This window comes from Brevibacterium senegalense (genome assembly GCF_000285835.1).
GTDB lineage: Bacteria > Actinomycetota > Actinomycetes > Actinomycetales > Brevibacteriaceae > Brevibacterium > Brevibacterium senegalense.
On record NZ_HE978603.1, the window covers coordinates 100,327 to 113,048 of the forward strand.

Consider the following 12,722-nt stretch of genomic DNA (forward strand, 5'->3'; position numbering starts at 1 on the left):
GTCGGCAGGGGTGCGTCGCCGGGGGCACCGGCGGTGACGGGACCGGACACGTGCGCTCAGACCTCGAGCAGTTCCGCTTCCTTGGCGGCGAGGAGGCGGTCGATCTCGTCCGTCTTCGCCTTCGTGACGTCGTCGAGCTCCTTGATGCCGCGGTCGGCCTCGTCCTCGCCCACCTCGCCGTCCTTCGACATGCGCTCGAGCGAATCCTTCGCCTTGCGACGGATGTTGCGGATGGAGACCTTGCCGTCCTCCGCGTTCGTCTTGACGAGCTTCACGTACTCCTTGCGGCGCTCCTCCGTGAGCTGCGGCAGCACGATGCGGATGATGTTGCCGTCATTGGCCGGGTTCGCGCCCAGGTCTGAGTTGCGCAGGGCGCTCTCGATGTCGCCCAGCGACCCCCGGTCGTAAGGGGTGATGAGGATCGTGCGCGCCTCCGGCACCTGGAACGACGCCAGCTGCTGCAGCGGGGTGGGCGCGCCGTAGTAGTCGACCGTCAGGTTCGAGAACAGGGCGGGGTTCGCACGGCCGGTCCGGACGGTGCCGAACTGCTCCTGCGTCACCTCGATCGCCTTGTCCATCTTCTGGCGCGCCTCCGTGAGAGTCTCCTGGATCACGATGTCCTCGTTTCGTCGTTCGCGGTCGGATCCCCGCCGGTCGGACCCGAGGGTCCTGCCCAGCGGGGGCCGGCTGGTGGTCTCGTGCTGATTCTACGTGCCCGGCGGGCGCCGGGAGGTCAGGCGGTGACGAGCGTGCCGATCGGCTCGCCCGCGATCGCGCGGCGCAGGCTGCCCTCGTCCTCCATGCCGAAGACGCGCATGGGCAGTGCGTTGTCCATGCAGAGGGAGAAGGCCGTCGCGTCGACGACCTTGAGGCCGCGCACCAGCGCGTCCTGATAGGTGAGGGTGTCGAGCTTCCGGGCCTGCGGATTGGTGCGGGGATCGTCGTCGTAGACGCCGTCGACGCCGTTCTTCGCGATGAGGACCTCGTCCGCGTCGATTTCCAGTGCGCGCTGGGCGGCGACCGTGTCCGTGGAGAAGAACGGCATACCGGCACCGGCGCCGAAGATGACGATCCGGTCCTTCTCCATGTGGCGGATGGCGCGACGGGGGATGTAGGACTCCGCGACCTGGGACATGGGGATGGCGGTCTGCACGCGCGTGTCGACGCCGGCCTGCTCCAGGAAGTCCTGCAGCGCCAGGCAGTTCATGACGGTGCCCAGCATGCCCATGTAGTCCGCGCGCGTGCGGTCCATGCCGCGCTGGGACAGCTCCGCGCCGCGGAAGAAGTTGCCGCCGCCCACGACGATGCTCACCTCGACGGCCGGCACGGCCTGCGCGATCTGCTTCGCGACGTGGGAGACGACGTCCGGGTTGACGCCCACCGACCCTCCGCCGAAGACCTCGCCGGACAGCTTGAGCATGACCCGACGCCTGCCGGAGCGCTGCGTCGGAACGGACTGTCGGGCTGAGGTGTGGACCGGCGTGTCATTCATCGTCATGACTCCTGCGTGAAAGGGGGCGCGTCAGACCGCCGGGAGCGGGTCGACTCCCGTGGGCCGCGCAAGAGTCTACCGGGGTTATGCGCGACCGGACGCCAGCAGGGCGGCACCCGTGGGGGTGCCGCCCTGCCAGGACGTGACCGACCGCCTGCGCGGCGGTGGGATCAGAGCTCGATCAGGAGCCCACGCGGAACCGGACGAAGCCGGTCGCGGTGACGCCCGCCTCCTCGAGGATCGAGGCCACGGACTTCTTGGGCTCCTTGGCGAAGCCCTGGTCCAGCAGGACGTTCTCCTTGAAGAACCCGTTGACGCGGCCCTCGATGATCTTCGGCAGCGCCTGCTCCGGCTTGCCCTCGTTGCGTGCGGTCTCCTCCGCGATCGCGCGCTCCTTCTCCACGAGCTCCGCGGGGACGTCCTCGCGGGAGAAGTAGGTGGGGCTCAGCGCGGCGATGTGGACTGCGACGTCGTGCGCCGCCTCCGCGCTGTCGCCCTCGTAGCCCAGCAGAACGCCGACCTGCGGGGGCAGGTCCTTGTTCGTGCGGTGCAGGTAGGACTCGACCTTGGCGGCCTCCACGCGTGCGACGCGCTTGAGCTCGACCTTCTCGCCCAGCGATGCGCCGCCCTCCGTGATGAGCTGCGAGACGGGCTTGCCGTCGACGTCCACGGTGAGGAACGACTCCGCGTCCGTGGCGTTGTGCTGAACGGCCAGGGCCAGGATCCGGTCGGCCAGCTCGATGAACTTGTCCGACTTGGCGACGAAGTCCGTCTCCGAGTTGAACTCGATCATCGTGCCGACGCCGCCCTCGACGTGGGTCGCGACGAGACCGTCGGAGGTCGCGCGTCCCTCACGCTTCGTGGCGCCCTTGAGGCCCTTGACGCGCAGGATCTCGATCGCCTTCGCCTGGTCGCCGTCGGCCTCGTCGAGAGCCTTCTTGACGTCCATCATGCCCGCGCCGGTCCTCTCGCGGAGCTCCTTGATGTCAGCTGCGGTGTAGTTGGCCATACGCACTCCTTCTTGTGGGAGATGTGCGCCCGCGGCCGGCCGGGTGGGCCGGCCGCCGGCGTGGTCGATCAGGCCTCGGACGACGCGGAGTCGGCCTCGGCGGCTTCGGTGGCGGCGGGCGCCTCGGCGGCCTCTGCGGCGGGTGCCTCAGCGGCCGGTGCCTCTGCAGCGGGGGTCTCAGCGGCCTCGGCGGCGGGCGCCTCGGGCTGGCCCTCGAGGAGCTCGCGCTCCCACTCCGGCAGCGGCTCGACGGCGGAGACGTTCTTCTCGCCGCCCTCGTCGACTCCGTGGCGGGTCATGAGGCCCTCGGCCACCGCGTCCGCGATCACGCGGGTCAGCAGGTTGACGGAGCGGATCGAGTCGTCGTTGCCCGGGACCGGGTGCGTGACCTCGTCCGGGTCGCAGTTGGTGTCGAGGATCGCGATGACCGGGATGCCCAGCTTGCGCGCCTCGTCGACCGCGAGGTGCTCCTTCTTCGTGTCGACGATCCACACGGCAGACGGGGTCCGCTGCATGTCGCGGATGCCACCCAGGGTGCGGTCCAGCTTCTCCTTCTCACGGCGGAGGATGAGGAGCTCCTTCTTCGTGTACATCGACGATGCGACGTCCTCGAAGTCGATCTCCTCGAGCTCCTTCAGACGCGCGAGGCGACCGGAGATCGTCTGGAAGTTGGTGAGCATGCCGCCCAGCCAGCGCTGGTTGACGTAGGGCTGGCCCACGCGGGTCGCCTGGTCGGCGATCGCTTCCTGGGCCTGCTTCTTCGTGCCGACGAACAGGATGGAGCCGCCGTGTGCGACGGTCTCCTTCACGAAGTCGTACGCGGTGTCGATGTAGCCCAGCGTCTGCTGGAGATCGATGATGTAGATGCCGTTGCGCTCCGTGAAGATGAAGCGCTTCATCTTGGGGTTCCAACGACGGGTCTGGTGTCCGAAGTGGACGCCGCTGTCGAGCAGCTGGCGCATGGTGACGACGGCCATGCCGACGACTCCTTCCACGTGCGTCCCGCATCCGCGGGCCTGCGCACGTCTGTCAGGCTGGGGACGGCCCCTGTGCGCGCACGCCCGTCCGCGCGAGGCGGGGAGCAGGTGCGAGCGGGAGGGATCCGTTTCAGCGTTTCCGGTTTCTGCCTGGCACCCGCATCCCCCACCGGCGAGCACGTGCTCGCACCGTCGGCCGGGAATGGTTGATCGGATGCGCGAAGTCAGCGTGCGCCCGGTGCGGACTGGGCCCGTCGGTCCGGACACACTGCTGCTGGGAGCATCCTACTGCCCCGGGCCACCGCGATCCAATCGATGCCCCCCCGGGCTGCGCACACCTGCGCGCCGACAGAGGGCCCGTCGTGCGCACGCGCAACTGGGGAGGTTCGCGGAGTCCTCCACAGGCCGAGCCCCATGACCCTCCTTCCCCGCGTTCTCCGCTTGCCTGGTCCCATGGACGCACAGGTGGGGATGACAGGGCGGCTGAGACGGCGGCTGGCGGTGCTGGCGGCGGTGGCACTCGTGTGGACCGGCGGGTCCGTCGCGCATGTTTCCGCCGCACACGCCTCTGTCGCCGCTGCGGACCACCCGACCGACTGGGTGTCGCCGGTGCCGCTGCCCAGCGTCGTGCGGGCCTTCGACCCACCGGAGCAGGACTGGCACGCGGGGCATCGCGGCGTCGACCTGTCCGCGCTGCCCGGGGAGCCGTTGCGCGCGCCGGCGCACGCGACCGTGCGCTTCGCGGGATCAGTGGCCGGGAAGCCGGTCGTGAGCCTGGAGATCGACGGCTGGGTCATGAGCATGGAGAACGTCGACGCCGCGGTGGCGACGGGGGACGAGGTCTTCGCGGGCCACACGGTGGGGCACGTCGCCACGCCGGCGCACTGCGCGGAGGGCTGCGTCCACGTGGGGGTGCGACCCGTGGACCAGCAGACGGACTACCACGATCCGCTGCCGTTCTTCAGTCGTGGTGATGTCGTCCTCCTGCCGCAGTCGCAGGCACCGGACGAGCTGCCGCCGCCATCGGAGGACGACGGCCGCAGCGGTGCCGGGGCGTGGGGCGGGCACAGCAACGGCCGTATCCCCGCCGTCGCTCTCTGCCCCCTGCAGTCGGCACCCGGTCAGCTGCTGCGATGCGATGCCGCCCGTGCGTTCGAGGAGCTGAATGCCGCGTTCCGACAGCGGTTCGGTCATCCGGTCTCTGTGACGGACGCGTACCGCGACTACGAGACCCAGGTGATCCTCAAGCGCCGGAAGGGGCGGATGGCGGCGACGCCCGGCACCTCGACGCACGGGTGGGGCCTGGCGGTGGATCTGGGCAGCGGGATCAACCGCTTCGGCACCCCCGCGCACACGTGGATGCGGGAGAACGCGCCGCGCTTCGGCTGGGTGCACCCGGCCTGGGCCCGCCAGTCGGGGTCACTGCCGGAGGCCTGGCACTGGGAGTACGCGGGGGGCTCCGGCTGACGAGCAGTCATCCCTCGACCCTGACGTACCGTGCGGAGGAATCGCCGTCGACCAGCCGTCGATGGAAATCGTTCATCCTGGCGGCAGTGGGCGCGTGTCGTGAGAGGATCCCCACCGCGGGCGTCGGCACGTCCGGTGGGAGGTCGCCGTCTGCGCAGCGCTGCACGTACGCATCACGCGCGAGAAGGCCCGCCGACGTCGCGGCGAAGTCCCCGCACACGGACGTGACCAACCAGTTCACCAGGCGCATCGCCGCGTAGTCGGCGTCGTGGCCTCGATGGTGGTCGAAGAACACGCGCTCCGTGTCGGAGAGTTCGAAATGGGTCGAGGTCGCCAACCCGAAGTCGACGAGATACAGCTGCTCGCCATCGGACCGAAGGTTCCCGAAGTGTCCATCCATGTGCAGGATCCCCAGCTCACGCAACGACGCGACGACGTCGAGAAGCTGCCGCTCTAGCGAATCCGCCATTCGCAAGGGGTCCGTCAGCGTGTCGAGCAGCGGCACAGGTGCATGTTCGAGGACGAGCACCACGCTCGCAGGTGCCGCAGCCAGTTCCTCCAGCCGGACCCGCACTGCCTGATCACCGCCGAACTGCGCCACGACCGCGTCGACATCCTCGTGCTCTGCGGTAGGCGGAGGGCGCCCGGGAAGGACCCGCCAATGGTGCAGCAGGGCGAAGGTCGCCGTCCTACCGGCGAGGACGGCATCAGATGCAGCGCGGTTCGCTGCCAGTTCGCGCCACGCGCTGAAGCCGGGACTGCCCAGGGGGTGCATTCCGTAGTGGCAGGTGACCGGCAGACCGAACAGGTTCGCTGTGCTGAGCGGATGCGCCAGCTCCAGAGAGGTGACGGGGAGCCGCTTGACGAAGACACGGTCACCGTCGACCGAGACAGTCGAGGAAGCGCCTCCGACGCCCACCGCCCCGGTCTGCTCAGCATCATCGAGCAGTGCATGGAGCTCATCGTCCTCCAAGCGGGCCAGCACAGCGGCTGCGCGCTCATGACGGGCGCGTCTCGCGGAGAGCATCGCTCGGTCGTGCCGATCCACAGTCACCTCACGCGCGCGGGTGCGCCTGCTGGTAGACAGCGGCGAGACGGCCACGGGACACGTGGGTGTAGATCTGCGTCGAGCTGAGCGCGGCGTGTCCCAGATACTCCTGCACCTGCCGGATGTCCGCGCCGTTCTCCACCATGTGCGTGGCGGCCGAATGCCGGAACCCGTGCGGGGAGAGCGCCGGAGCTCCGGGCACCGCACGGGTCGCGGCCTGCACGATGCGGCGCACCTGCCGCACGTCCAGGCGTCCTCCGCGCACCCCCAGCAGCAGGGCCGGACCGGAGGACTCCGTCGCGAGGACGGGTCTCCCCTCCCCCAGCCACGCGTCCAGTGCCCGTCCCGCGGGTGCGCCGAACGGGACCCGGCGCATCCTCCCGCCCTTGCCCACGACGGTCACGAGGCGGGAGCCGCGGTCCACGTCGTCGACGTCGAGGCTCACGAGCTCGGCCACGCGCAGCCCCGTCGCATAGAGCAGCTCGAGGACGGCGGCATCCCGCAGCGCCACGGCCGTCGGGTCTCCCGTCCCTCCACCCGCACTGTCCGGGGTCGCTCGGTCCGCACCGACGGCTTCTGCGGCCCCGGTGGTCGACCGGGCCCGGCCCTGCGTCGCCTCGTGGGCATCCGTCAGCATCGTCTGCGCGTGCTCCTGCTGGAGGACCGCGGGCAGGCGCGAGGGCTTCTTGGGCGAGCGCAGGCGGGTCGACGGATCCGATGCGATCCGTCCGGTGCGCGCGCACAGGGCGAAGAAGCGGCGCACGGCGGCGATCCGTCGTGCGATCGTCGTGGGCGCGGCGCCGTCGCGGGACATCCCCAGCACCCAGGCGCGCAGGTTGCCCGCCTCGATGTCCGCGAGCGGCAGACCCCGGCCGTCCGGACCCTCGAGCGGAGCGAGCAGACCGCAGACATCGGTGAGGTAGGCCCGCCGCGTGTGCACAGACGCGCCGCGCTCCAGGCGCAGGTGCTCGTCGAACTCCTGGACTGCATCGATGTAGGCGGGATCGTGCAGGTGCCGCGCGATCAGGTCGCCCGTGGGGGAAGCAGGCATGCCTCCAGGGTACGCTCAGCCGCTCGCGGTGTCCTTCGTCCAGCCGTGCGGCGTCCGCCGGGCGTGTCCGGCCAGTTCGAGCATGCCCAGAGCGGACATCGCGGCCGGGATGCTGAGCCCCGCCCGCGCGGCGAGGGTGGGCACGTCGATTCCGCGGCGCACGGGCAGCGCGGAATACATCTGGAGCTGTTCCGGGTTCATCGCGTCCGTGATGCGCAGCGTCGCCTGTTCCTCACCGGCCTCCTCCGGCAGATCGGTGAGCGGACCGGCGAGTGCGAGGACATCGTGCGCGTCCGTCACGAGCACGGCCGCCCCCTCGTGCACGAGCCGGTGGCAGCCGGCGGCGTGGTCGCTCAGGACGGAACCGGGGACCGCACCCACGGGTCTCAGCAGCTCGGCCGCGCGGTTCGCGGTGTGCAGCGCCCCTGACCTGTGCCCCGCCGCCGTCACGATCGTCGTCGAGGCGGCGGCCGCGATGAGCCGGTTGCGCAGCAGGAAGCGGTGCCGCATCGCCGACTGCCCCGGTGCGCACTCGGAGACGAGCGCGCCCTCCTGCGCGATCTGCGTCAGCAGCGAGTCGTTGCCCCGCGGGTAGTGGACGTCGACACCGCAGGCCAGGAAGGCGATCGTCGCGCCACCGGCGGACAGCGCTGTGCGGTGCGCTGCCGCGTCCACGCCGTAGGCCCCGCCGGAGACGATCGTGAGCCCCGCGGCGACCAGGTCCCATGCGAGCGTCTTCGTGACGGCGAGTCCGTACGGTTCCGCCGCGCGCGACCCCACGATCGCCGCGGAGCTCTCCAGTGCGCGGTCCAGCCGGGCCGGCCCCCGCACCCACAGGGCGAAGGGCGCCTGGACGCCCAGGTCGTACATCCGGCCGGGCCACTCCTCGTCGCCGGGCAGGACGATCCGGGCCTGCATCCGCTCCATGATCCTGAGATCGCGGGCGCCGTCCAGCGACTCGATGCGCAGCTGCCACCGCCGGAACGCGTCGCTCACCCGCATTCCGTGCGCGGTCGTGCTCTCCCCCGCGTCGTCCACGCCCAGCTCCTCCGTGATCGCCCGCGTGGCGCGGCGCCGGTCGCCGTCCTGCCCGCTGACGGTGAGCGCCCGGGCCTCCCGGTGCCCCACCGCGCGGATCAGGGCGGCCAGCCGGATGTCGCCGGGTTCGGCCAGCCGCACCAGATCGGCGGCCGCCTCCCGGTCCGTGCGGTCAGGCGTCTCACTCATCGCTCATCCCTCCTGGGTCCGCATGAGCAGGGCCGCGCCCAGTTCGTCCGCGCCGGGCCGGTCCGCGCCCTGGAGGTCCGCGATCGTCGTCGCGACGCGCAGCACACGGTCGTAGCCCCGCATCGTGAGCGCTCCGATCTCCAGGCTCCGGTCCAGCAGGCGGGTCTCGCGGGCCGCGAACCGGAAGTGGCGTCTCAGCCATCCGCCCGGAGTCTGCCCGTTCGTCTCCCACGCGCAGTCCGCGTACCGCTCCGCCTGGATCCGCCGGGCTTCGACCACGCGGGCGCGCACCTGGGCAGACGACTCCCGCTCCACCCCCGCATGCACGTCCGCGGGCGTGACCGGCAGCATGTCGAGGCGCAGATCGATCCGGTCGAGCAGGGGCCCCGACAGCCGACCGCGGTACCGCCGGCGGTCGTGCGGGGTGCACGTGCAGCCGGCGCGTCCCGTCCCGCCGGCTCCGCACGGGCACGGGTTCGCCGCCATGACGAGCTGGAACCGGCTGGGCAGGTCGACGGACCCCCAGCTGCGGGACACCCGGCACCAGCCGGACTCCAACGGTTCGCGCAGCGCCTCCAGCACGTCACGTGAGAACTCCGGTGCCTCGTCCATGAAGAGGACGCCGTGGTGCGCGCGGGACAGCACGCCCACGCTGTTGGGTCGCGAGCTGCCCAGCATCGCCGCCGTCGTCGTCCGATGGTGCGGCGTCTCGTACGGCGGCAGCGGCGGCACGTCCTGGGCGGAGAAGGTGCCCGCCAGTGAGGCGAGTGCCAGCACCTCGACCGCGGCGCGTTCGTCCAGCGGGGGCGGGAGGCCCGGCAGGCACCCGGCCAGGAGCGTCTTGCCCGCCCCGGGTGCACCGGTCATGAGGAGGTGGTGCGCGCCGGCCGCGGCGATCTCCAGTGCGAAGCGCGCGTCGTCCTGCCCCTGGACCACCGCCAGGTCGTGCACTTGCGGTCGCTGGCCGTGGGTCCCCGTCCGCTCACGGACCACCTCGACCGGCGGCGCCGCCATCGTCGCGCCGCAGCGGACTGCGCACTCCGCGACGCTGGCGACCGACAGCACCTGCGCGCCCGGCACCAGCTGCGCCTCCTCGGCACAACCGGCGGGCACCGCGAAGCGCGTGAAGCCCGCGCGCAGTCCGGACACGATCGTGGGGAGCACACCCGGCACCGGCACGATGCGTCCGTCCAGGCCCAGTTCCCCGCAGAAGACGACCCCGCGGGTGAGCTCCGGGTCGACGACCCGCTCCGCCCCCAGGATCGCCATCGCGATCGCCAGGTCGAAGCCGCTGCCCACCTTCCGCACACTGCCCGGAGCCAGCGACACCGTGTACCGCATCGCCTTGAGGCGGACCCCCAGGTTGCTGAGGGCCGCACGGATCCGCTTCCGGGACTCGTTGACGGAGGCGTCCGGCAGTCCCACGACCTCGATTCCGGGGATCCCGGGGTTCACGCTCGCCTCGACCGCCACGGCGGTGCCGTCCAGCCCGGACAGCGCGATCGCCTCCGCGCGCCCCAGCTCGACGGGACGGATCTCCGTCGCCGCCGCACTCATTCCAACCCCTCGAGGTGGGTGAGCAGGGGCTCAGCACCCGCCCACACGAGCCCGATCACGTCGATGCGGAACGACGGGACGAAGTGCGGCTGCTGCGAGAGCCAGGCCCCGGCCGTCCGCCGCATCCGCGCGGCCTTGCGCGTGCCGATCGATTCGAGCGGGTGGCCCGCATTCGTCGTCGACCGGGTGCGCACCTCGACGAACACGACGGTGCCCGTGTCCGGCGTGCTCGCGATGATGTCGATCTCGCCGTGCTCGCACCGCCAGTTTCGCTGGAGGATCGTCCATCCGCGCGCTTCCAGATGGTCGGCGGCGAAGTCCTCGCCGCGTCTGCCCAGGGTCTGTCGTCTCATGCACCCAGGACAGGCGGTCGCCCGGCAGGATGTGAGGCCTCCGCTTCACCTGTGGATCGGCGAGACCTCGTGCACAGGCCGCGGTGCGGATCGACGTCGGCAGCGCCACCGGCCCTGTGACGCAGACTCAGCGATGCTGGTTCAGCCGTGCGCTCAACGGCGCAGGGAGGTGGGCGGCTCCAGGTCCGACTTCGCGATCTCCTCGATGTTCACGTCCTTGAACGTGAGGACGTGGACGTGCTTGACGAAGCGGGCGGAGCGGAAGGTGTCCCACACCCACGCGTCCTTGAGCGTCAGCTCGAAGTAGACGTCCGTCCCCGCCTCGTGCGCCTTGAGATCGACCGTGTTGGCCAGGTAGAACCGCCGATCCGTCTCCACGACATACGTGAAGAGTCCCACGACGTCCCGGTACTCCCGGTAGAGCTGGAGCTCCTGATCCGCTTCGTAGTTCTCAAGCTCATCTGTGCTCATAGGCGTCATCCTAACCATGCGGCTCAGAGGGACCAGGACCGCCGGTGGTGCGGCGTGATCCCTCGGGTGCGGATCGCCTCCCGGTGGGCGGCGGACCCGTAACCGGCGTTGGTGGCCCAGCCGTAGCCGGGCGTCTGCGCGTCCAGCTCGAGCAGGAGCGCATCGCGGTGGACCTTGGCGAGCACACTGGCGGCCGCGATCGTCGCCACGCACGCATCGCCCTTGACGATCGTCGTGACGGGCGGGATCTCCACGTCCGCAGCCTCCCCGAACACGAGGGCGGCGTCGAGCGTCAGCGGTGCGGACAGCCAGTCGTGGACACCGTCCAGCAGCACCCCTTCGACCGGTCCGTGCCCGGCCAGCGCCGCGAGCGCCCGTCGCCCTGCCAGGTTGAGGGCCAGGGTGATGCCCACCGCGTCGATCTCCTGCGGACTCGCGTACGCGACCGCGTGCTGGGGACGCCACTGCGCGATCTCCTCCGCCAGTGCGGCCCGACGCGTGAGCGGCACCTGCTTCGAATCGCGCAGACCCGCGGGGATCGGGTCCTCGCCCGAGGCCGCCGTCACCGCCTGCGCGTCGATGCGGACCGCGCCCACGCCCACGGGACCGGCCAGTGCTCCCCGGCCCACCTCGTCCATTCCCACGAGCCAGCGGAGACCGGACGACTGAGCCCAGCGGGCCTCGGTGTCGTGCGTGGTGATGTCGTGGACGGCCACTCAGCCCGCCGGCGTATCCGGGACGGTCTCGAACGCGGGGTCCGCGCCGCCCATCCAGCGCAGTCGCTCCAGCGGCCAGTTGATGACGAACACCTCGCCCACGATCCCGGCCTCCGGGATGTACGGCCCGCCGGCGGAGTCCATGTTGTAGCGCGAGTCCAGCGAGTTGCTGCGGTTGTCGCCCATGACCCAGTAGTGGCCCTCCGGCACCTCGACGGAGAACGGCACGTCCGAGGGCGCGACGTCCGGGTGCAGGTAAGCGGACTCGTCGACCGGCTCGCCGTTGACCAGCAGGTGCCCCTCGTCGTCGCAGCACTCGACGGTGTCGCCGCCCACGCCGATGACCCGCTTGATGAGCTGGGTGCCTGCATCCGCCGGCTGCAGGCCCAGGAACACGAGGACGGGGTTGGGCTTGTACTGCTCGCTGATGCCCGGTGCCAGCCAGCCGCCGGGATCGTCGAAGACGACGATGTCGCCGCGCTGGATCTCGTTGAAGAACAGCTGGTTCACCATGACCCTGTCGCCCACCTCGAGCGTCTGCTCCATCGAGGCGGACGGGATGTGGAAGCTGCGGATCACGAACGTCTTGAGCGTCCAGGAGACCAGGAGGGCGATGACGATGATGATCGCGAACTCGCGGACCATGCCCCACAGGGACTTCTTCTCACCCTGCACGCCGTCTTCTCCGCTCACGATCGCCCAGTCTAGCCGTGCCGGACATGGTCACGATCCGTCCGCGCCCGGGACGGTGCCGATGAGGCGCTCCTCACGGATCATCCCGCCGCCGGGCCGTCCCAGCAGGTCCCGGGAATCCGTCGAGTCGTACCGGTTGTCCCCCAGCACCCAGACGCGGCCCTCCGGCACCTGGACGGCGAAGTCCACGCCCGAGGCCGGCTCATCCGGATCGTGCAGGTACGGCTCGTCGAGGGGCTCGCCGTTGACCAGCAGCCGGCCGTCGGCATCGCAGCACTGCACGGTGTCGCCGCCGGTGCCGATGACCCGTTTGACGTAGTAGACGTCGCGCGGGCCGATGCCGAACCACGCGCCGGCCTGTTCCAGGGCGTCCGGCGGCAGACCGCCCACGAACGAGCCGCGTCCGTCCAGGACGACGACGTCGCCGCGCTCCACCTGCCCCAGCAGCGCGGGGGCGCGGACGGCGAGGATGCGGTCACCCGGTTCCAGCGCGGGCGCCATCGACGCGCTGGGCACGAGGAACGACTGCACGCCCAGTCCGCGGATCAGGCCCGCCAGCAGCAGTGCCGCGACGATGAGGATGCCGCCCAGCCGCAGCCACGCACGCGCGCCGCCTGCGAACACACGAGGGCGCGACCCGGTCGACCGGGTCGCGCCCTCG

The 12,722-nt window shown here is 71.0% G+C and carries 14 protein-coding genes; 1 reads left to right on the forward strand and 13 read right to left on the reverse strand.

Annotation, left to right across the window (positions count from 1 at the left end; all coding sequences use genetic code 11):
• Positions 1-56 precede the first annotated feature (56 nt).
• The 4 genes from frr to rpsB form a co-directional block, all read right to left on the reverse strand.
• Positions 57-614, reverse strand: a complete 558-nt coding sequence (gene frr, locus HGBR_RS08170; RefSeq protein ID WP_019158849.1) for a ribosome recycling factor — start codon at positions 612-614, stop codon at positions 57-59.
• 119 nt (positions 615-733) lie between these two features.
• Positions 734-1,492 (reverse strand): UMP kinase, encoded by a 759-nt coding sequence (pyrH, locus tag HGBR_RS08175; RefSeq protein WP_051013384.1) that lies wholly within the window; start codon positions 1,490-1,492, stop codon positions 734-736.
• Between the two features lie 181 nt (positions 1,493-1,673).
• Positions 1,674-2,501: a translation elongation factor Ts gene (gene tsf / locus HGBR_RS08180; RefSeq protein ID WP_019158851.1), complete on the reverse strand. Its 828-nt coding sequence runs from the start codon at positions 2,499-2,501 to the stop codon at positions 1,674-1,676.
• A gap of 68 nt (positions 2,502-2,569) precedes the next feature.
• Complete coding sequence (gene rpsB, locus HGBR_RS08185) at positions 2,570-3,478, reverse strand: 30S ribosomal protein S2 (RefSeq protein ID WP_019158852.1); 909 nt, start codon at positions 3,476-3,478, stop codon at positions 2,570-2,572.
• A 453-nt stretch (positions 3,479-3,931) separates the two neighbouring features.
• On the opposite strand from rpsB, the gene HGBR_RS08190 reads away from it, so the two are divergent.
• Entirely contained in the window at positions 3,932-4,945 is a 1,014-nt protein-coding gene (locus HGBR_RS08190; protein ID WP_245533300.1) for a D-alanyl-D-alanine carboxypeptidase family protein, read from the forward strand.
• A 7-nt stretch (positions 4,946-4,952) separates the two neighbouring features.
• Here HGBR_RS08190 and HGBR_RS08195 read toward each other — a convergent pair whose 3' ends face one another.
• The 9 genes from HGBR_RS08195 to lepB (HGBR_RS08235) form a co-directional block, all read right to left on the reverse strand.
• Positions 4,953-5,918 carry a protein kinase family protein gene (locus HGBR_RS08195; protein ID WP_245533301.1) on the reverse strand — a complete coding sequence of 322 codons (966 nt, stop codon included), beginning with the start codon at positions 5,916-5,918 and terminating at the stop codon, positions 4,953-4,955.
• A gap of 82 nt (positions 5,919-6,000) precedes the next feature.
• Entirely contained in the window at positions 6,001-7,044 is a 1,044-nt protein-coding gene (locus HGBR_RS08200; RefSeq protein ID WP_019158855.1) for a tyrosine recombinase XerC, read from the reverse strand.
• Between the two features lie 15 nt (positions 7,045-7,059).
• A complete protein-coding gene (gene dprA / locus HGBR_RS08205) occupies positions 7,060-8,271 on the reverse strand; it encodes a DNA-processing protein DprA (RefSeq protein ID WP_019158856.1) in 1,212 nt (403 codons plus the stop codon).
• Positions 8,272-8,274: 3 nt separating this feature from the next.
• Entirely contained in the window at positions 8,275-9,828 is a 1,554-nt protein-coding gene (locus HGBR_RS08210) for a YifB family Mg chelatase-like AAA ATPase (RefSeq protein WP_019158857.1), read from the reverse strand.
• Entirely contained in the window at positions 9,825-10,181 is a 357-nt protein-coding gene (locus HGBR_RS08215) for a YraN family protein (RefSeq protein WP_019158858.1), read from the reverse strand. The genes HGBR_RS08210 and HGBR_RS08215 overlap by 4 nt, the downstream gene beginning before the upstream one ends.
• Before the next feature lie 153 nt (positions 10,182-10,334).
• Positions 10,335-10,652, reverse strand: a complete 318-nt coding sequence (locus HGBR_RS08220) for a DUF2469 domain-containing protein (RefSeq protein ID WP_019158859.1) — start codon at positions 10,650-10,652, stop codon at positions 10,335-10,337.
• 23 nt (positions 10,653-10,675) lie between these two features.
• Positions 10,676-11,368: a ribonuclease HII gene (locus HGBR_RS08225; RefSeq protein WP_019158860.1), complete on the reverse strand. Its 693-nt coding sequence runs from the start codon at positions 11,366-11,368 to the stop codon at positions 10,676-10,678.
• A complete protein-coding gene (gene lepB / locus HGBR_RS08230; protein ID WP_245533302.1) occupies positions 11,369-12,061 on the reverse strand; it encodes a signal peptidase I in 693 nt (230 codons plus the stop codon).
• 30 nt (positions 12,062-12,091) lie between these two features.
• Complete coding sequence (lepB, locus tag HGBR_RS08235) at positions 12,092-12,685, reverse strand: signal peptidase I (protein WP_051013366.1); 594 nt, start codon at positions 12,683-12,685, stop codon at positions 12,092-12,094.
• Positions 12,686-12,722: the final 37 nt, after the last annotated feature.